17 protein-coding genes and 2 pseudogenes are annotated in these 19,227 nt (G+C 34.2%); 10 read left to right on the forward strand and 9 right to left on the reverse strand.

All coding sequences use genetic code 11. The annotated features are described in order from the left end of the window. Positions 1-72: 72 nt before the first annotated feature. The 5 genes from BN1356_RS11340 to BN1356_RS11360 all read right to left on the reverse strand — a co-directional run bounded on the left by BN1356_RS11340 (position 73) and on the right by BN1356_RS11360 (position 4,292). Positions 73-1,293: a site-specific integrase gene (locus BN1356_RS11340; protein WP_093651496.1), complete on the reverse strand. Its 1,221-nt coding sequence runs from the start codon at positions 1,291-1,293 to the stop codon at positions 73-75. Positions 1,294-1,362: 69 nt separating this feature from the next. After that, complete coding sequence (locus BN1356_RS11345; protein ID WP_093651497.1) at positions 1,363-1,623, reverse strand: helix-turn-helix domain-containing protein; 261 nt, start codon at positions 1,621-1,623, stop codon at positions 1,363-1,365. 47 nt (positions 1,624-1,670) lie between these two features. Beyond that, entirely contained in the window at positions 1,671-2,522 is an 852-nt protein-coding gene (locus tag BN1356_RS11350; protein WP_093651498.1) for a rolling circle replication-associated protein, read from the reverse strand. A 136-nt stretch (positions 2,523-2,658) separates the two neighbouring features. Further along, entirely contained in the window at positions 2,659-3,705 is a 1,047-nt protein-coding gene (locus tag BN1356_RS11355; RefSeq protein WP_245620346.1) for an FtsK/SpoIIIE domain-containing protein, read from the reverse strand. Between the two features lie 239 nt (positions 3,706-3,944). Beyond that, entirely contained in the window at positions 3,945-4,292 is a 348-nt protein-coding gene (locus BN1356_RS11360) for a hypothetical protein (protein ID WP_245620347.1), read from the reverse strand. A gap of 207 nt (positions 4,293-4,499) precedes the next feature. Here BN1356_RS11360 and BN1356_RS11365 point away from each other — a divergent pair, with 207 nt between their 5' ends. Beyond that, positions 4,500-5,603 (forward strand): hypothetical protein, encoded by a 1,104-nt coding sequence (locus BN1356_RS11365; RefSeq protein ID WP_093651501.1) that lies wholly within the window; start codon positions 4,500-4,502, stop codon positions 5,601-5,603. 134 nt (positions 5,604-5,737) lie between these two features. On the opposite strand, the gene BN1356_RS12675 is transcribed toward BN1356_RS11365, so the two are convergent. The 3 genes and pseudogenes from BN1356_RS12675 to BN1356_RS11375 form a co-directional block, all read right to left on the reverse strand. Next, positions 5,738-5,971, reverse strand: coding sequence for a hypothetical protein (locus BN1356_RS12675; RefSeq protein ID WP_176694279.1), 234 nt, complete (start codon positions 5,969-5,971; stop codon positions 5,738-5,740). A 379-nt stretch (positions 5,972-6,350) separates the two neighbouring features. Then, positions 6,351-7,465: pseudogene (locus BN1356_RS11370) on the reverse strand (transposase). A gap of 87 nt (positions 7,466-7,552) precedes the next feature. Further along, positions 7,553-7,735 carry a hypothetical protein gene (locus BN1356_RS11375; RefSeq protein WP_093651502.1) on the reverse strand — a complete coding sequence of 61 codons (183 nt, stop codon included), beginning with the start codon at positions 7,733-7,735 and terminating at the stop codon, positions 7,553-7,555. Positions 7,736-7,856: 121 nt separating this feature from the next. Between BN1356_RS11375 and BN1356_RS11380 the strand changes: the two genes are divergently transcribed. After that, entirely contained in the window at positions 7,857-8,183 is a 327-nt protein-coding gene (locus BN1356_RS11380) for a helix-turn-helix domain-containing protein (protein ID WP_093651503.1), read from the forward strand. Between the two features lie 219 nt (positions 8,184-8,402). Beyond that, the gene (locus BN1356_RS11385) at positions 8,403-10,007 is read left to right on the forward strand and encodes a hypothetical protein (RefSeq protein WP_093651504.1); all 1,605 of its coding nucleotides are present in this window, start codon (positions 8,403-8,405) and stop codon (positions 10,005-10,007) included. A 948-nt stretch (positions 10,008-10,955) separates the two neighbouring features. Here BN1356_RS11385 and BN1356_RS12940 read toward each other — a convergent pair. After that, a pseudogene (locus BN1356_RS12940) lies at positions 10,956-11,543 on the reverse strand (site-specific integrase); the annotation flags it as partial. A 164-nt stretch (positions 11,544-11,707) separates the two neighbouring features. On the opposite strand from BN1356_RS12940, the gene BN1356_RS11395 reads away from it, so the two are divergent. From BN1356_RS11395 to BN1356_RS11425, 7 genes are all read left to right on the forward strand, one after another. Then, entirely contained in the window at positions 11,708-13,447 is a 1,740-nt protein-coding gene (locus tag BN1356_RS11395; RefSeq protein ID WP_093651505.1) for a KAP family P-loop NTPase fold protein, read from the forward strand. A 206-nt stretch (positions 13,448-13,653) separates the two neighbouring features. Then, positions 13,654-14,409 (forward strand): hypothetical protein, encoded by a 756-nt coding sequence (locus tag BN1356_RS11400; protein WP_093651535.1) that lies wholly within the window; start codon positions 13,654-13,656, stop codon positions 14,407-14,409. Positions 14,410-14,660: 251 nt separating this feature from the next. Continuing rightward, positions 14,661-17,300, forward strand: a complete 2,640-nt coding sequence (locus BN1356_RS11405; protein WP_176694280.1) for an AAA family ATPase — start codon at positions 14,661-14,663, stop codon at positions 17,298-17,300. A 58-nt stretch (positions 17,301-17,358) separates the two neighbouring features. Next, positions 17,359-17,718 carry a DUF7296 family protein gene (locus BN1356_RS11410; protein ID WP_141651845.1) on the forward strand — a complete coding sequence of 120 codons (360 nt, stop codon included), beginning with the start codon at positions 17,359-17,361 and terminating at the stop codon, positions 17,716-17,718. A 365-nt stretch (positions 17,719-18,083) separates the two neighbouring features. Next, positions 18,084-18,203, forward strand: a complete 120-nt coding sequence (locus BN1356_RS12680; protein WP_093651507.1) for a putative metal homeostasis protein — start codon at positions 18,084-18,086, stop codon at positions 18,201-18,203. Between the two features lie 99 nt (positions 18,204-18,302). Then, a complete protein-coding gene (locus BN1356_RS11420; RefSeq protein ID WP_093651508.1) occupies positions 18,303-18,752 on the forward strand; it encodes a pyridoxamine 5'-phosphate oxidase family protein in 450 nt (149 codons plus the stop codon). A gap of 98 nt (positions 18,753-18,850) precedes the next feature. Further along, positions 18,851-19,195 (forward strand): metal-sulfur cluster assembly factor, encoded by a 345-nt coding sequence (locus BN1356_RS11425; RefSeq protein WP_093651509.1) that lies wholly within the window; start codon positions 18,851-18,853, stop codon positions 19,193-19,195. Positions 19,196-19,227 lie beyond the last annotated feature (32 nt).

Consider the following 19,227-nt stretch of genomic DNA (forward strand, 5'->3'; position numbering starts at 1 on the left):
TTCACACCATGGAGTGTTTTTTTGATGTTTTTTAGCGAAATTCACACCACTTTTCACACCAAATTCACACCATTACTTTTTGAGATTGCGATAGGCAATTTCTCCAACAGCCATTGGAACGACGTTTGAAGTGTTGACATAAGTCTTAGTTGTGATGGTATCACTATGTGTGAGAGCCTCTGAAATGGCTTCTAATGAAGTTCCTGCTTGCTTAGCAAGAGTTGCTCCAGTGTGGCGTAATTTGTGTGGTGTAGCGTGTGACAGTTCCTTGTGTCTCCTTTTAACAGATTTCATCTTATTATTGAGGTAATCTGCATGTAGGGGGCTGTTCACGTTACCTTTCATGTCGATGTAGGTGAAGACATATTGTTCATCAGATTGGATAATGCCGAACTTAGCTAATTCTGACCGTTGTTGTTTTTTCCATGCAATTAATAAGTCCGTTAGTTCAGCAGGAATTCCAAAAGTAGTCTTTTTATTTCCTTTTGTAGATTTTGGATTCTTGTATTTATCTAATGCCTGTATTAGCTGAATTTCCTGATGTTTTAGGTTAATGTGTTTCCATTGGAGACCATAACTCTCAGACTTTCTATCCCCCAAGAAAAACGTTGTGTAAAATAGTACATAGTCTTTGAACGAGAGTTTTTCATTTTCTAAATCCTCTTCAAATGCGGTGAACCATGCTTGGAGTTCTTCTTGTGTGAGATATAAATCCTCGTCACGTTTAGCATCCTGCAATTTTATCTTCTTAGTAGCTTTAATTCGCTTGATAGTTTTAGAGATACGGTTGGTCTCTATATATTCGAGTTCCTCCGCCCAATCAAAGATAGAATTGACATAGCTTCTGATTACCTTGAAATTGGCATACTCTTCAGCTTTTTGAGTAAGTAAATTCAAAACCACTTGTTTGTTTTGATTGAGAAAATCAATAGAGTAGTTTCCTAATAGTGGTAAGATATGTTTTCTAAACACTATTTCAGTACCGCTAATTGTTGCTTGAGAGGGTGGTCTATTTGTTGTGGTTGTTTGTCCTGCAATATAGGAATCCCACCAAACTTGCTGGTAAAATTCTTTGAATTGAATAGAGCCAGTTTTTTCAAGTGATGAAACAGAACCTCCGCTTAGTATTCTATTGATTTTATTTTGTAACTCTAGTTCATATTTTTTGGCATCGCTCCTTAATTTAAAACGTTTTTCAATCACCTTCTTATCAATTCCCAGTGAAGTTTTAGCCTCTTCTGGGATATAAACACGAAGGCGATAAGTTCCGTTTTTTGTTTTTGTAATTGACATAGTATTCTCCTTGTGAATTGAGCTAGAAAAATACCTTGGCTTAATTATAACCAAACCAAGGTAAAATTGCTATTGTTTGTGCATCCATTTAGTGAGTTCAAACCTATCGAATCGAACTGTTTTTCCAACTCGAATGATTGGCAGCCCCTTATTAATCCAAGTATCTAACGTATTATTTGAAATGCCGAGATAGTCACAGGTCTGCTGTTTATTCAAAAATGGACTCTCTAAGTTGCTGTTATTCAGACGATTTTCAATTTCTTGTTTGATTAAATCAGAAATCAAAAGCTGAATCTGATGTATCTGTTCATCAGGAAGAATTACTTGCATTTGGATTACTCCTATTCTATGTTAAAATAGAAGTAGTGATTTTTTCACTACTCTTGAGGTCTGTCAGTCTCTCCGCTAAAAGTGTCTGACAGGCTTTTTATATTATCGTAAAACTCTGTTGTATACTCTTTTATTCCATAGTGGGTTTCATGGGTGGTAGTCCTAGAAAAATCTGGTGGACTATTAATTTTAAAAGTTTCAATAACTACTCCTTTCTTTGTAGTAAGCTCTAGTGGTTTTTCAATCCCTCGACTAGTCCGATAAATTCGAATACCTTTAGGATACATATAAAGTCTTGCACCTTTGGCAGTGGCTTTACTATTTGAATCTTCATCACTGATTTGAAGATTTGATAAATAAGCAATTAAATAATTTCCAATTTTATCCGCTCTTTTTAGACGTTTCGTTTTTGTAAAACCTTTACGCCAAAAATGTGCCAATTCGCTATTCGGAATAAATAAAGGTGAATCACTTTTCATCAGTACATGCAGATGCCACCGTCCACTTGCTTGTGGTTCAATCACAGCAATATATTCAATATGTCCATATATTTTACGAACACGGCGAATAAAAATCTTGAAGTCTTTATAAACAATATCTGGGTCTATTATATGTACTTTATAAGTCAGTGTTATCCAAAGTTGATTGACACCACCAGTAAAGTTATGAGCAACCAATCGCCTTAGTTTCTTCATTGTTTGCTTAACCGTTTTCAAATTATCAAATCGTGTGGTATTCGAAATATCCATGTCATGAATCTGACCAGTTTCAAGATTTACATAACGCCGTCCGCTGATGACTTTTATTTTTTGTTTCTGTTGACCATTTGCAGTAGTCAATTCAACCGTATCACCATAAACATAGGCTTTTACAATATCTTCATTACCTATTTCAGACATAAAAACTCCTATTTTGCTCTATTGTTTGACGCTTATCAAGTAAAAGCAAACAGAAGCGCGCTTCTGTTTGCGGATATCTTTTCAAGTGAAGAAAGATGAGCGTTCCACTTGCTCTTGCTCTCCGAGCCGAGCATCCCTATTCTTCACTTTCAAAGATGTTCCCAGCATAATAAACTTCTAATTCTTCAATAAAGTCAAAATCATCACTAAAAAACGGAGTTTCAAAATAGGTTGGCTCAGTAATTTGACCGGTGATTGTAATATAACCACTACCAATGGTATCTGAATCATAATATTCAAAATCAGCCGTATCGAAAATCATTCTATAGCCATCTTTTGACATTTTCCCGAGTGCAACACGACATCCTAATTGGTCACGGATTGCTCCATCTAAAAATTCGGCATCCGGTCTCTGTATACTTATCTCTGCAAAACAACCTACTTGACGGCCCTTCATTATCAGAGCGTAGAGATATTCTTTTGCTTCTGAACTCATTTTTTTATCAGCAGTTTTCATAAATGCCGTTACTTCGTCAAAAAAGATAACAACTGGAGATAAGTCAAAATCAATAAACGTTTTCCCAAAAGCTAATTTATTCGAAAAATATTGTTCATACCGTCGTTCCATTTCCTCATTGACTAATCGCAAAATTCTACAAATTTGTGCGTGTGATACACCAATGTGAGATTGTGGGAAGCCCTCAACATATTTTAATAAACTTAAATCTGCGTTTTTAGGGTCACAAATGAATATATCTGCTTTCATCTTTGCATAAGCCAGTATTTTAGAGTTTATAAACATAGTCTTACCAGAACCAGTTGAACCGACAGTTAATCCATGACTCACTTTCGAAACATCATATTGAATCTTTTCTGTCAGTTGAATCATTGTATTATTGATATACTTCTTCTCATCTGAGTTAAAAAAGAATAGTCTTTTATCTGAGACGACTTCAAAAACATAGTCAGTTAGAAATGCTTCATCTTTCGTTCTGATTAGTTTTAACTTAAGAAACGCTTGAAGTCTATCCCCTATTTCGCTGACAATATCATCAAGTAAATCTCCAGTTTTATATGCTCGGATTACTATACAATCTTTATTATCAATCCAATCAAGTTCTAAAGAATCAGTTATTACTTTTTTACCATTATAAGTTTTTTCTGTTTCATATAAGTGATTCATTAAAATGAACTGCTTCAGTTTATTACGATTTATATAGACATTACGTCTATATAAACCGAAGATATAAAGGCAACCTACTAAAACTAGAAGAGTGTAGAAGTATAGATTATAAGTTCTACCAAACCAACTTAAAAAAATCGGATTTATATACTTATAAATCAAAACTAGCAACATACTCGAGCAAATTATAAATGATAAGCTTGCCCAAAATGGGTACGACCAACTAGCGCTTACTCTTCTCACTTCTTCTCACCCTCAATATTTACAGCAACTACATCCGCATGAATGGACAGTTGATTTTGATAATCACCATAAATAGAGGCTTTGACTACATTTATCACTTTGCACTCAGTTTGCAAAGGTTTGAAACTAATAAAATCATCTACAGTTTTATTTGCGACTGTGACAAGAAGTTGCTCACCGAGATTATTTTTCTCATTCTGATAAGTCGTCTTATCTTCTAAAATAAGTACACTTACTTTCACACCATCTCCGTTGGCTATCGGCTTGACAGCTAAGAAGAAAAGTTTTTTCTTTTCTAAAAACTCTTGATGTTTGAAACTCAAAAATTGACGTAAATTGTTCATTATAGAACTCCTTTTTGTTTGTATTGTCTTATAGCGCTATTTGACACTATTCAGTCTATCACAAGTTTATTATGTACAAAATATCTATTTTTTGTTAAAATTAACTAAAAAAGTACATAAGGGCAGAGTGGTGTGAACTATAATACAACTGATTTAATTTTTTATATTTGTTCAAAGCGTCTAGCTATTAGGAAACAATACTTTAATTTGACTAATGAAGATATTGCTTATGATGAAAACGAAGATTTTGGAAATCCAGCTATAATTTCTAGAATAATGAATAATAAATATCAAGCTTTTCCCAATCGTCGTTCTCCAAATCCATTTTTAATACCACCTTCTTATATTAATTTATTAAAAACTAACTTGAGGTTTTCCAGTGAATGTTCTATGCTTTTTGGAGATGAATGGGAACTTGAAATGCTCTCACCGTTGTTATTTCAACAAATGATTATGGATATGTTATACAGTAAAAAAGGAATTGATATTATTGAAACGTTACTGCTCGATAGTGTGGCATATTCTAAAGCTGAAACTTTTTTTGAGTTATTTGAATCTGAGTTAATTGAGAGGGGATATAACAGACAAACGCTTAATCAAATGAACTTAGATAGATATATAATGGAACAAGATAAATTTATAACTAAATATAATCATTTTATGCAAGAAGTTAATCAAATATTGGGATTTTGGAAAAAAGCAGATATTGATTTCCATCCATATTTTAATTTTAATCCCGAGAATTGGACTATATTTAATTTTTCTTTAGAAAGTAATGAAAAACAAGTGGATGACCAGATTCGCATAAGTGAAGATAGACAGTGTCTACTGCAATTAAGGATTTATGAAATCTATTGTGAAATAAACGAATCGTTTACTGAAAACATCAAGAGCTTTTTCTATTCCTTGAAATCTTTCAAACAACTTTCCAAACATATGGATAATTTTTGGGATGAATTTTTAATTCCTGCTCTAACAAAACTTATAAATCAAAGAGGAGGCAAGGATGAGTTTATAATGAGCTCACTTGGACATAGAGTAAGACAAATCATAAAAAATGATGTTGTCTCTGTTAAAAAGCAAAAGTATCTTTTAGAGCTTCGTAAATTAGATATATTTATTGATAATCAGGATTTAGATTTAGATATATTGGAGAAAGAGAAAATGTTACTAAATGTATCTTTGTCTTATATTGAGCAACTTGAAACTTATCAAAAAGAAACCAGTAAAATTAAAAAGAAATCCTGTAAACTTGAGGATTGGAGTACTGCATATTTAGATAAATTAAAATATAATTGGTTTGAAATATAATTGCTCTTGTTCTCAGTTGGTTACAACGGTTCAATTACAAATAAATTATTACACAAAAAGCCTTGTCGAAATTGACAAGGCTTTTCCTATAGTAACATTTAAACATAAAATTTCTTTTTAGTTATGGTCAACAATCATTCTATTTTAACATTTTTTAATTTTGTATCTGGTTGGTCAAGAGTAAATGAGATTTCGTTTTTTATAGGGGTAATTATATATGCTGGAGAACGCATATATGTAGTGTTGAAAGTTGCAAAGGATGTATCATATATTTGATATGTTCCTGAGTATGAAGTCACTTCAAAATTTGTTGTTCTTGTTTGTGCTCCCAATTCTGATTCTATATAAGCCATCGCACCAATACGCATTTGTTCGGATTTGAATTCAAATTTTTCAGCTGAGGTAGTGTTTCCAGAAGAATCTGTCGTTAAATTTATCTCATAGGGAAAAAATTTGAGCTCAAAAGAATCTATAGTTGATTTGAATTCTTTTAACTCAGCAATACTTGACTCTAAAGTTTGTCTATCTGTCTCATTTATTGGTTCTTCGCGTTCTAAACTTTTAAGCTGACTTTCATATTTTTTTTGTAGTTTTTGAGACTGTTTATTGTCGAGTAATTCAATGGTTTCCTCGGTATCTAGTTTTGCTAGTTCTCCTAGTGGTATAGAAAGACTATATTCTTTTATTTTACCGTTCTTAAATAGATAGATTGAGTGGGTTTTGGCCTCTTTATCAATTTCGCTGATTTCAAAGAAAAGAACAGGCTTTGTACTGTTTCAGATTGTAGACAAACTTCATTTTTGAGGTTTGTCTTTTTTTGTATTTTCGGAATAATGATGCGAAATGTAGTGAAAATTGACAGATTTGGACAAAATAAAAAGGCTTCCCAGCCATCATTTTCACCAGTTTTTTGATATTAAGACATGCCAAAGTCAGTCCAACCTTGTCTTCCATTTTGGACTTTCCTCTTTCTCTTGTATAGCGCAAATTATGGTACTCTTTGGCTGTTCCAAAGAGCCGTTCAATCGTTTCCTTACGCTTCTGATAAAGCTCCTTCATTCCTTTTTGATGTCGGATATCTTCACAAATCTCAAGGGCCTCTTTCCATATATGACGTGTTATAACCTTCTGATGGTTTCTGCTTTCTGTACAGACAGATAGTAAAGGACATTGTGCACAAATTTTAGGATCACTCTTGTATTCACGATAGCCCTCACGGGTTGTTGTTCGATAGGTTAGTTCTTGATTTTCTGGACAAAGGTAACAGTCGAAATACTCATCGTAGATAAAATCTTTTGCCTGTTTTTTCCTATCTAAATCAATCTCAAGTTCCAGTTGGTCACTCATAAACTTGGCTTGTTGTTCCACTAATTGCTTGGTGTACTTGTGATTATTCGCCGCAGCTTTGATATGAGTTCCATCCACGAAAATTTCAGAAGGGTCAATCAAACCAGCTCTTAAGGCTTGATTGAGAATTCGAGAGAAAATCTCAGAGATGAGCTCTTTTTCTTGGAATCTTCGACTGTAATTCTTCCCATAAGTAGTGAAGTGGGGGACCCTGTCATCGAGAGTAAGACCGAGAAACCAGCGATAAGCCATATTGACTTCGATTTCCTTGATAGTTTGACGCATGGACCGAATACCATAGAGGCACTGAATAAGAGGGATTTTAACCAGCATGACAGGATCTAAACTCGGACGACCATTATCGGTTGAGTAGGTGTCCTCTACCAACTCATAAATGAAGTTAAAATCAATCACCTCATCAACTTGACGAAGGAAATGATCAATTGGAACAAGGTCATCAGTGTATAGAAACCATATTGATTGCGGTTGTAATCTGGTTTTTCCTTATGAAGCATAGCCAAACCTCCTCATACTAGATACTGTAATTATACTCCTATTCACAAAGAAAAGCCCTTAGAAACCTAATTCCGAGGACTTTGTCTTCAGTCTGGAACAGGCTTTGTACTGTTTTCTATATATTCTCCGATAGTTGTTGTCGAGTTTTGTGTTGCATTCGCTTTTGTCGGTGCTGTTTGAGTCTGCTTATTTGTAGTAGAGCAGGCACTTAAGAGAGTGATAGAGGCAAGTAATATTATACTTGCTGTTATAAATTTATGTGCTTTCATGAAAACCTCCTACATTTAAAAATAATTATATCACAAAAGTTCATAAAAGGGAACCAAGTTCCTTTTTATGCGTTTAAAGTGTTGTTGATTGATGATATTCTATCGCTAAAAGGAACATTTTATGGTTGATAATAGTAGATTAACAGATTTTACAATAAACAGAATAAAAGATTTACGCTTAAAAAATAAATTGAGCCAAGAACAACTTTCATTGAAAGCGGAGCTTGACCCTAAATATATTAATAAGCTTGAGAATGGTCGCTATAAAATCAGATTAGAGACTCTATCAAAGATTCTAGATGCATTGCAAGTAGATTATCTAGATTTTTTTGAACTCCCAAAAATAAGTGAAAATAATATTGTGAATGAGCTTTTATCTAAATTAGCGATTTTATCAGAAGAAGAACAGATACTTAAAGTAAAAGCCATTCTTCAATTGTTGAAATGATAAAATAGGCTTTGGATTTTCTGTCACCTAAAAAGAAGGTAATGGTATAATAGTTTGTGCTATTATACTCAATACTCATTTAATAGTGAATGGCTATCAGATGAATTAGACAATGAATCCTAGAATAAAGGAACATAGCTATATTTTCTCTCTCAAAGATGATTAACTAATAGTTCTTCATCTCACAATAATAAGCATGAACAGGAGGAGATTTATTTTATGCCTAGAGAAGGAATAACAATTTATGATTTGCTAATCTCTTGTCCCGGAGATGTTAATAGTTACCTTGGAATATTAAAAGATAGTGTTGAAAATTTTAACAGGGCATTTGGAGCATTAAATAATATTGAAGTAGTGACAAAACATTGGTCTACAGATAGTTATCCAGAATCAGGAAATAGACCACAGGAATTGTTAAACAAGCAATTTGTTAGAGGTTGTGATGCAGCAGTTGTAATATTTTGGACCAGATTTGGTACACCAACTGATAAATTTGGTTCTGGAACAGAAGAAGAAATTGAAGAAATGTTATCTGCTGATAAACAAGTTTTTATGTATTTTTTAGATGCACCCGTAAACCCATCAGAAGTCGATATGGGACAATATCAAAAAGTAATTGACTTCAAAGAAAAGTATAAAGATAGGGGAGTGTTTGGGGTAATTAAAGATGAACATGATTTTCAACGTCAATTTTCAAATCATTTAGCAATGTATTTTCTAAGTTTGATATCTGGGACAGTCCAAGAATCAAAGGAAGAATTACAACCGAATTTGATAATAAAGGATTTTGATACCTTTTCAGATAAATTTTTCACACCTAAAAAAAGTCTGCTATTGGAATCAGAATTTATTGATAAAAAAAAAGAAGAGATTATTAATGAAATTAGATTCCTGGAAAATAGTGTTTTACCTAAAAGAGGTAATGAAGAATTAAGAAATGTTGAGAGTGATTCTGTAGTTAAATCAAACAAGCCTGTTAATCCTGATTTTTCAAGTTTAAATATTAATGTTAAAAGTTTACGGAGCAATATAACTGATGTAGAAATTGATGTTAGTTGGAAAAATACTATAAATGATTTTGCAATAAAAAATAATATAGAATTAGACGATGATTTCTGGAATTTAGGGAATCTGCAGAGTTATGTTGTAAATTTTAATGTACCTTTTGGGAATAAAGGAAAATCTTTTTTAGGTACGGAACTAGAAAAAAATCGTTTCAAATCAATAAAAAATTTATTTACCAAAGTAAAAAAATATATTGAATACTGTGATTACTTTCAATATATTGATGGTATTGAGCAAGTTAGATTTATGATTTCAAATTCAGGAAAGAAATATGATGAAGATATTGATGTTACATTAAAGGTACCTAAAGGATGTTTGTTAAAGCACCAAGAAATCCCTTTTCCAGGTTTAAATATCATTGAGTATTTAATAGATATAAATTTTACTGATTATGTGTTCTCAATAAAAGAAACTGAAATAGTAAGTGAGTATAGCTATTCTAAAACAGAACATCTAAATTTTAATAATATCCCAAGTCCCAATCCTTTTTTTCAAAAGAGTATATCTGATAAATATGAAGAGAATAAAAATAATTACTTAGATTCATTAGATTCACTGTTTTCATATAAGGTATTTGATAGTGCAGAATTTGATGTTCTAGTCTTACATATTAAGTATTTAAAGCATAATTCTTCAATGGCTTTCCCATCTGTACTGATGTTTAAAAATATTCCAGAAGCAATAACTTATGAAATTACATCAAAATATTTACCTGATGTTGTTCAGGGAAATATAAAATTAGAAAAAAGAGATAGTTAGAAAAAACATTTTTGACCTCTCTATTTTATAAGCTCCAAAACTATTATTGATACCTTTTTTGATACCGTATAGAATAATTTATTTGTATATAAGTAAAATATGTTAATAATATGGGTCTAATAAATACTGTTATTATAAGTAGTTGTGTGTAAGTTTGGGTATGAGCCAAAAACTTGTTTACGTTTGGTGAATAAGTAATAAGTTAGTGTTGCTAAGAAAACGCTGATACATAAGTTTCTGAGAATATCCAGTCGGCTCAAGATGTTGTTAATTGCTTGAGTGATAAAAAAATGAGAGGAACTTCAAGATAGAATTGAGTTAGTCAATGCTGCTATCGTAGCTTCTCAAACGCCACCAGTTATAGCTACTCAGCCAGCACCTGAATATCAGGTTCCCCAAGCACCAGCTCAGCTAATTTCACCAAGTGACTTTGAAAGTATAATTGGAGAACAACTAGATGAACCCATGAATAAGGCTAACACTAAGACATAATGATAAAAACCCATCAGAATTTCAAATTTGATGGGTTTTTAAAATTTAGAAATCTGTCTACAAAAATTTTGAGGGGATAATTTTATCATTTAGTTATCTAATATGATATTGATAAAAATGGTTTTGAAACCAATTTATCTAAATGGTGTGAACAATTAGTATTTTTTAGCTCAATTCGGATATTTTAGGGGTAAAATTCACACCATTCAAATAAAATTAGGTCAAATTAGATGAAATATTGAACTTTGAAAACTCGTGAAAACGCTGGTATTAAAACTTTTTGAGAATTATTCAAACAAAAGTTGTTCAAACCAGGTCTTAAGAAAGCTCGTAAAGCTAGACAGTTCTCTAAACGTTAAGGACCAGCTACAATACAGCATTTACAACACTTCATGGTTCACACCAGGGGGTGTTTTTTGGTGCAAAAAATGGAAAGTTCACACCAGATTCACACCATTACTTTTTAAGATTGCGATAGGCAATTTCTCCAACAGCCATTGGTACAACGTTTGAAGTGTTGACATAAGTTTTGGTTGTGAAGGTATCGCTGTATATGAGGATTCTGAAATGGCTTCTATGGATGTTCCTGTTTGTTTAGCAAGTGTTGCCCCAGTATGGCGTAGTTTGTGGCGTGTGTCAACTCTTTAAGACGACATTTGGCTGACTTCATTTTGTTCTTCAAACAATCAACATATAGAGGACTGTTTACATTATCCTTAGTATCTATACAGGTAAATACCAAATTGTTCAGGTATTTGCATAATCTTGAATTGCGCAGGTTCTTACGTTGTTGGATTTTCCATCCAGTAAGTAGAGCAACGAGATATGGATGTATTATGAAGATAGTTTTCTTATTATCGTTAGTATTTTTAGGTTCTTATAATTATCAAGTGCATGTCGCAAATCGATTTGCACTTTTTCTAAGTTGATATTTTTCCGATGCAGGGCATAGTTTTCAGATTTTTTATCACTTAGGATAAAGGTTGTAAAAAATAGAACATAATCTTTCAGAGATATTTTCTCATTGTCTAAGCCTTTTATAAAAACATCAACTGGAGTACGGCATTGATAGAGATCTTATGGTCAAGGCCAAGTTTTTTTGATAAATTATTTGGGAATAACACCAAATAATCAAAATATGAATACTTGGTGTTTTATAATGAAGAGTGAAAAATCAACAAAGCATATCAATCAAAAGGAGACTACTCATGGTTATTACAAAAACAGATCGTCCCGCGGATAAAGATTTACTTGGTATAGAAAAATATGTCAATGGCCTTGCACGTTTTATTGAAAAATGCGACACGCCGTTGACAATTGCTGTTCAAGGGGATTGGGGAAGTGGAAAGACAAGTATTATGAAACAGGTTAATAGTGCGTTAGGTAAGGATATAAAGACGATATTCTTTAATACTTGGCAGTATTCACAGTTCAATATGTCGGAAGAGTTGGGGCTATCTTTTATAATTGAATTTATTGAGAAGTTAGAACAAAGAGGTAATAGTGCCAACAGGAAAAAAAGATGGAACTTTTTATCATGGGACCTATTATCAAAAGGCATAAAATATATCGACCTTCCAGTTATAAATGGTGAAAAAATTTCGGAAGATATTTCTAGTTATTTTGAATATTTATCAAATAGGAATAAAACCATAAAAGAATTTAAAAAGGAATTTAATGACATAATTAATAACACTAGAGGAAAACATGATCGTATTGTTATTTTTATTGATGACCTGGACAGACTAGTTCCAGAAAGAGCAATTGAACTCTTGGAAATCCTGAAATTGTTTTTTGATTGTGAACGTTGTGTTTTCGTTTTAGCGATTGACTATGATGTGGTTGTTCGGGGCGTTAAGAGTAAGTACGGTGAAGATTTTGACAGGGATAAGGGTCGAGCCTTTTTTGATAAAATTATTCAAGTTCCTTTTACAGTGCCTACCGCCAGTTATAACATTAATAGTTATATCAAGGATTCTTTGAAAGAATTAGGGTTTGATGGAACTGGTTCTGAAGCTGATAGTGCTTCTATTGAAGTTAATCTTATAAAATCATCGATTGGAACAAATCCTAGAAGCATAAATCGTCTAATAAACTCAACAAGCCTCCTTTTTGAAGTAGATGGTATGGATTCAAAAGACAATAGGGAAAAGCAACTAATTCTAGCGATAGTCTGTTGGCAACTTGAATTTGAGCAAATATACAATCGTTTTTTGAGTGCTTATGAAGTGGGTAGTGAAGCAGGGGAGTACGAGCCTACTTTCGATAAGTTGATAAATCTTTTAGAAAATAATTTTAAGATGGAGAAAGATGAAGATAACTCACTGCTGTCTAATGATTTGATGCGTTTTAAAAGATTTTATCAGTATCTAAAAGAAGTATTAAATATTGAAAAAAACAATAAAATGACGGAGGAGGAGTTGGGAGATTTGATCCGTAGTATTAAGTTGTCAAATATAGTTTCAACAGGAAATGCTGATATTAGTGAAAGTTGTCCAAATTTAGATATGCAGTATGTGATCCGTAAATTGTATAATTCTTTAAGAGGAGAAGACATCATCTCACTTGATAATCCTGAATCATTTGGAAAAGAACCGTTAGACATTCGAAAAGGTTCTTTGGGTAAGGATATATTAAATAAGTCTGCTTTTAGATCTGTTCGTTTAACGAGAGGAAGTGGCTATAGTTTAGTCTTTTCTAATGATGCATCAGATGAAGATAGACTTGAAGGATATTTGGCTGGCACCTCCGGAGGCAAGATAGTAAAAGAATTTACAAGCTCACAAGGGATAAATGAAAAAATCTCTGCGAAAAAATCGTTTAGTTCGGACATTTGTTTAGATGCACAAAAATTGAGAGATGATGAAGGAATTTATAGAGCTTTTGAAGAAGAGGTCATTAGGATTATTCTTGATTATCGATATCAATTATTTGAAACTACTAGATAGAATAGGAGAAAAGAAATGAGTTATTAATTACTAAATAAATAGTGAATTTTTTTTATAGTAGGAGTCCATTTATATCATAATTAATTAAATATAAATGGTTCCTAGGGATAAAAGTTTACTTTTAACAATGGAACGGTTGTGATCACTAAAAGTTACAACTAGTTTTTAGCAGTATCAAGAAAATAGTAAGAGTGGAGCGTGAACAGATGTACGGAAAGAAATTATCAAAAAATAATCAATTTATTGAAAGAACTTTAACTGGGTTGAATATTGAAGGGAATGATAAAAGGCTTTGTAAATTGGGGTTTGAATTCAATGAATCAAATACAAATGAAGATTGTATTCTTGTCATAGGACTTAATCCTGCAGGAGGGGAGAATGTTGTTAAACACGAAAGTGAAGAAAGACTCAATCTAAATAGTCTTAGTCAGGATAATATCAAAACTACTCATGTTTATAACTCTTATTATCGCCCAATTTATAAGTTGATGTCAGAAATAACAGGTAATAATGTTAAATGGCCCTGGTGTAATAAATCTTGGGATGAGCTTGATACTGAATTTGACAAAAATAAACTTTCTATTTATAAAGAGAAGTTAAAGTTAGAATTCGATAAGCATAAGGATCGTAGGTTTACACTTTATATCGGGGATATGTTTTACTATCATGAGACTAAATCGAAAATGTTACCATTAATCAAAGAGACAAATTACTCCGAGTACTGTCGAGATATGTTGAAACTGCATATAAAAGTACTCAGAGAATCTAAGAAAAGTATAAAATTTATATATGTGAATAATGCCCAGGTATCCAAATGGTTGTGCGGTGATAGTATTAAAACTATGGATATAATAGATTCCATAAAAGTATTTTATGGAGGAATGTTGTCTCGGGGCAATATGGATGCATTTTCTAGAGGTAGGCTAATAGACCAAATAAAAAGTCATTTTGAGGATTTTTAAAATTGATTAATTATTATCTATGTGAGTTTATCTTTGCTAAGTTCAAAAAAGATTGTTTACAAGAGCACAACAACCTTTCCAGTGCTATCTCGGAGAAAACTCTATATAAAAATAATCAAAAAATAATTTCATTTTAGCTATTTACAGGTTTTTCGAGATGGTTTATAATTTAGCCTAGCTTTAGTGATAAAAAAGTTGAAAATGTTAATCTGCAGATTTTTGTACTCTAATAATTGTAAAAGGAGATCTCTATGAAAAAAGAATCGGGCATGCTGAATTATCAGGTCAGTCGAGAGTTGAAGACTGCTTTGGAACTGATAGAGGAGATAGTGCAACAAAAGGATTACAAGGTTATAGAGTCTCAGGATATTTTGTTGTCCATTGTTTCAACCATTGACACGGGTGCAGGTCATGCCCTTGGGCGTTCGTCGATTACGAGAAGTAAGGTGTCAAAGGAAATTGCTGGAGGGGAGCGGGTTCATACCCGAAAACCTTTTGTATCGAAAATTGATCCGGAGAGTTTTGGAAGTCGGGGTCTTATTAGGGATGAGAAAAGAGAGTATAAAAAGACCAAACCTGTTCAGTTAGCTAAGGAGAAGTCGACCGGGGAACTTTTAAAATACGCTGGTGACTTTCCCATCTCTGAGAATGTAAAAGGGATTTTTGACTTTGCGGAAGAAATGCGTCTTCAACTCTCGCCAGATGGTGTGCTGGATAGCTACTGGCTCCTCATAGGCTCTGTTCAAGATGAGGAGTGTAATGCTTTTTATATCATTGAGAAGCAAATGCTTTTATTTGACCGCTTCTTCTCTGGGGAGGACCTAGTGGATTGTTTTCCGGTAAGGTACAATCTTGCTTATGAGTATTCGGATGGAAAGGCGGCCAAGGAACTGGCAACGAAACAGGCTCAATCTAAACGTTTTACATCTAAGCTTGAAAATCCAGATTATTCTATTTTGGAAGATATTGCGACCGATATTACGGAGCAAGCGTGTGCTGGAGAATTGATGGCGGTCGTGGGGCGTGAAAAAGAAATCCGACAGATGGAAATAGCACTGACGCGACGGGATAAGAACAATGTGGCCCTCATTGGTCCTGGAGGTGTCGGGAAATCTGCTATTGTAGATGGTTTAGCTCTTAAGATTGTAAATGGAGAGGTTCCTTCCCTAGCAGGCAAGCGTATTTTGCAATTTAGTTTGAATAACTTGTGGTCTGTTATTAGTGAGGATTCTAAAAATGGTATTTTGAGATTTATTGATGAGATGAAGCGGGAAAAGAATATCATTCTTTTTGTTGATGAAGTCCATATGCTTGGGAATGTGAAAAGCATTACAGATGCCTTTAAACCTCTGATGGCCCGCGGCGATTTTCGTTTAATCGGTGCGACTACACCGACAGAGTGGCGTCTATACATTGCTTCTGATACAGCCTTGGTCCGTCGTTTTGAAACAATAAGTATTGATGAGCCATCTGTTGATGATGCGATTGAAATTGTGAAGACGATTGCCCCTGCTTATGAAACATTCCATCAGGCAAATTATAGTGAAGCTGCATTGGAGCTGGCAGTTCGGCTGGCTAAAAAGTATCTTGAGGGAGACAAGTTGCCAGATTCGGCTTTTACAATCCTTGACAATGCCGGTGCCTTGGTTCGGATTGAGTCAAATCATAGTGTAGAGATGGTCTCAAAGTATCAAGAAAAATTGGACAGATTACGTGAGGAACTAAAGCTAGCCCAAGCTATCGCATTTAATGAAGATGAGGTTGAACGTCTAAGGAATCAGATGGATGTTCTTGAACAATCTTTCCAGAAGGACCGAAACCAACTCAGTAGCGATAACTATACCTTGAAAATTTTACCGGAAGATATTAAACGAGCAGTGGAGCAGAAGTCAGGTAAAACAGTTCAAGAGTATGATCTGTATGTTGGTGATAAGGGGATGTCTTTGGAGAACGCAAGGTTACTGCATTTAAAAGAGAATCTCAACAAAAAAGTTATTGGGCAAAGTCACGCTATATCCGCAGTGGCTGATGCTGTCATTCGCTCTAAGAAGGGCTTTAGTAATCCCAAAAAGCCGATTGGTGTATTCTTGTTTTTAGGAACGACAGGTGTAGGTAAGACAGAGACTGCCAAGGTGCTTGCAGAAGAGTTGTTTGGAAGTAAGAATGATATGATTCGATTTGACATGTCTGAGTACCAACAAGAGCATGAAGTGGCGAAATTGATTGGGTCTCCACCAGGTTTTGTAGGATTTGGTATGGGTGGTCAATTAACGAATGCGGTTCAAAAAAATCCGACATCCGTTATCTTATTTGACGAAATCGAGAAAGCTCATCCGAAAATTTTTGATATCTTACTGCAGGTATTTGATGATGGTCGATTGACAGATTCAATGGGGATGACGGTTGATTTTACCAAGACTATCATTATTTTGACATCAAATTTAGGCACAAATGCTGTTCGGAAGGATAAGGCGGTTGGTTTTAATCGTGTTCAAAATCCAGAGTTAGATGCAGAAATTATCAGACAGAAGACCTTGGAGGCCTGTCAGGAATTCTTCCGTCCAGAACTGTTAAATCGTATTGATGAGGTTGTGACATTTGAACCATTTGACCAAGAGGAAGTTCTGCAAATTACACGGCTTTTGGTTGAGGAGGAGATTGATCATATCAAGGAGCAGGGGTATCAAATTCGCTTCACCGAAGAGGCAATCAGATATCTGGCAAAAGTCTGTTACGACCCTGAAAATGGCGCTAGACCAATACGCCGAGGTATCATGCGACTGATTCAGACTCCCTTAGCAGAAAAGATTATCTCCGGAGAACTTCAAAAGAACAGCCAAATGGAGGTCAGTGTATCTGAAAATCAATTGCATTTTGAGGTGATTGGTTAAGTCGGATAAAGATTTACGAGAAGGAACATACTGAATGGTTAGATCGGAGAGTGAGATAATGAACCAAGAGTTTTCATATCTTGTGTTTCGTCAAAATAACTCAGGAGGATACTGGATTGAAAATGAAGATATTTCTTCGGAGGTAGTGATTCAAGCTTGTCAATTATCGGATGCTGTTGCTAAGCTAGAGGAAATCTTAGCTATAGATTCAGAGTATAAATCCTATTGTTCTTGTTGTGGTCCCAGGTGGTCTCCAGGATCTCCGATTGAGTATAAAACTGTTGATTTCAAAGGTTTAGATACGGGTCACACGGCAATTCTTTACAAGGCAGACGGAACTAAGATGAGGATACCCTGGCAAAGATATGGATTGTATGATGTTTTACTCACGAAACCTACTGGCGATTCATTGAGATAGAAACTAAAAAAATCGTAATCCATTTTTGGGCTACGATTTTTTAATTTTGATGTAGAAATAAAATAGGGAATAGGAGAAGTTCTAACTAACAAAGTACGGTAACATATAGAGATAGAAAAAGAGTGGCCACCTGAAAGCTAGATTATAAAGATAAAGCATAGTTTAAGTCTGCTTAATCCATCTTATAAAGCACTTTCTTTAAATTGGAACAAATTTTAGTATTATTTTATATATGCTTGAACAGATCGGTCTAATAGCATTTTTTAAGTCTCAACGGCCACATAAAAGGCTTTTTTATCAAAATTACTTGACTGGTTAATTAATTTTGTGTAAAATAGTTTCTTAGATAGAGAAAGGAGATAGACATGGCAGAAAGACTAGACCTATCCAGTGCTTATCGTAAATTAAAGAGTCCCAACATTAAGACTCGAAAACGGGCATTGGCTGTAATCCAAGCTCATAAGCGACAAAAGAATAAGAGTTGAGGCTCTTTTTCTTTTGTCTTCATTTCTGATTTCTACTTAACAAGTTCCATCTTTTTTGCTATACTGTAGCTAATAGAAAACGATTTCAGGAGGCGCACTATGGAACTGAAAGATTTGATGCACTTGTTAGAAGATATGAAGGTTGGGGTCTTTGCGACGGTCGATAAAGATGGCAATCCCCATGCTCGTCATGCTCACCTTACTGCTGCGACAGAAGATGGTATCTTTTTCATGACCAGCCCTGATACACATTTTTACCAACAGTTGATGTCGGACCAGCGAGTAGCTTTGACAGCTATGACAGAAGAAGGTTATTTGATCCAGGTCATTCGTATCAAAGGCTTGGCTCGGCCGGTGGAAAATGATTATTTGAAGCAAGTTTTTGCTGATAATCCTTATTATGCTCACATTTATAAAGATAATGATAGTCATGATATGCAGGTCTTCCAAATTTATGATGGACAAGGTTTCTACCATAGTTTGACCCAAAATCACAAGTATGTATTCCCTATTGGTGGAGGAAAAGATTGTACAGCTAAGACTATTTAAGCTATTTTTTCAGAAAAATAATAGAGCAGATGTTGGCATTTTGTGATAAAATATTTCTATAATAAACGGATCAATCAGAAACGTGTGAGAGGTATAGGATGAGAGAGGATATTTTAATCAACAAAGGTGCTGCTGCCTTATCGGATCAATTGGTTGCGACATTGGAGTCTATCTATGACCCGGAGTTAGAACTAGACATTTATAACTTAGGTCTTGTTTATGAGATCAATTTGGATGAAAAAGGCCTTTGCACAGTTGTGATGACCTTTACCGATGTAGGGTGTGGTTGTGCCGAAACCTTGCCGATTGATTTGGTGGCGGCTCTTAAGAAAATCGATGGGATCGAAGATGCTAAGGTTGAGGTGGTTTGGTCTCCCGTATGGAAGATGACCCGCATCAGTCGTGTCGGTCGCATTACTTTAGGGATTAGTCCCAAGAGATGATAGATGATAGTCATTTGAATGAATCTTGATAG

The sequence above is a fragment of the Streptococcus varani genome (assembly GCF_001375655.1).
GTDB classification, from domain to species: Bacteria; Bacillota; Bacilli; order Lactobacillales; family Streptococcaceae; genus Streptococcus; species Streptococcus varani.

Coding starts and splice junctions, on each gene's coding strand:
- BN1356_RS11340 (WP_093651496.1), bottom strand. CDS start 1,293: ATGTCAATTACAAAAACAAAAAACGGAACTTATCGCCTTCGTGTTTAT.
- BN1356_RS11345 (WP_093651497.1), bottom strand. CDS start 1,623: ATGCAAGTAATTCTTCCTGATGAACAGATACATCAGATTCAGCTTTTG.
- BN1356_RS11350 (WP_093651498.1), bottom strand. CDS start 2,522: ATGTCTGAAATAGGTAATGAAGATATTGTAAAAGCCTATGTTTATGGT.
- BN1356_RS11355 (WP_245620346.1), bottom strand. CDS start 3,705: ATGAATCACTTATATGAAACAGAAAAAACTTATAATGGTAAAAAAGTA.
- BN1356_RS11360 (WP_245620347.1), bottom strand. CDS start 4,292: ATGAACAATTTACGTCAATTTTTGAGTTTCAAACATCAAGAGTTTTTA.
- BN1356_RS12675 (WP_176694279.1), bottom strand. CDS start 5,971: ATGCGTATTGGTGCGATGGCTTATATAGAATCAGAATTGGGAGCACAA.
- BN1356_RS11375 (WP_093651502.1), bottom strand. CDS start 7,735: ATGAAAGCACATAAATTTATAACAGCAAGTATAATATTACTTGCCTCT.
- BN1356_RS11380 (WP_093651503.1), top strand. CDS start 7,857: ATGGTTGATAATAGTAGATTAACAGATTTTACAATAAACAGAATAAAA.
- BN1356_RS11385 (WP_093651504.1), top strand. CDS start 8,403: ATGCCTAGAGAAGGAATAACAATTTATGATTTGCTAATCTCTTGTCCC.
- BN1356_RS11395 (WP_093651505.1), top strand. CDS start 11,708: ATGGTTATTACAAAAACAGATCGTCCCGCGGATAAAGATTTACTTGGT.
- BN1356_RS11400 (WP_093651535.1), top strand. CDS start 13,654: ATGTACGGAAAGAAATTATCAAAAAATAATCAATTTATTGAAAGAACT.
- BN1356_RS11405 (WP_176694280.1), top strand. CDS start 14,661: ATGAAAAAAGAATCGGGCATGCTGAATTATCAGGTCAGTCGAGAGTTG.
- BN1356_RS11410 (WP_141651845.1), top strand. CDS start 17,359: ATGAACCAAGAGTTTTCATATCTTGTGTTTCGTCAAAATAACTCAGGA.
- BN1356_RS12680 (WP_093651507.1), top strand. CDS start 18,084: ATGGCAGAAAGACTAGACCTATCCAGTGCTTATCGTAAATTAAAGAGT.
- BN1356_RS11420 (WP_093651508.1), top strand. CDS start 18,303: ATGGAACTGAAAGATTTGATGCACTTGTTAGAAGATATGAAGGTTGGG.
- BN1356_RS11425 (WP_093651509.1), top strand. CDS start 18,851: ATGAGAGAGGATATTTTAATCAACAAAGGTGCTGCTGCCTTATCGGAT.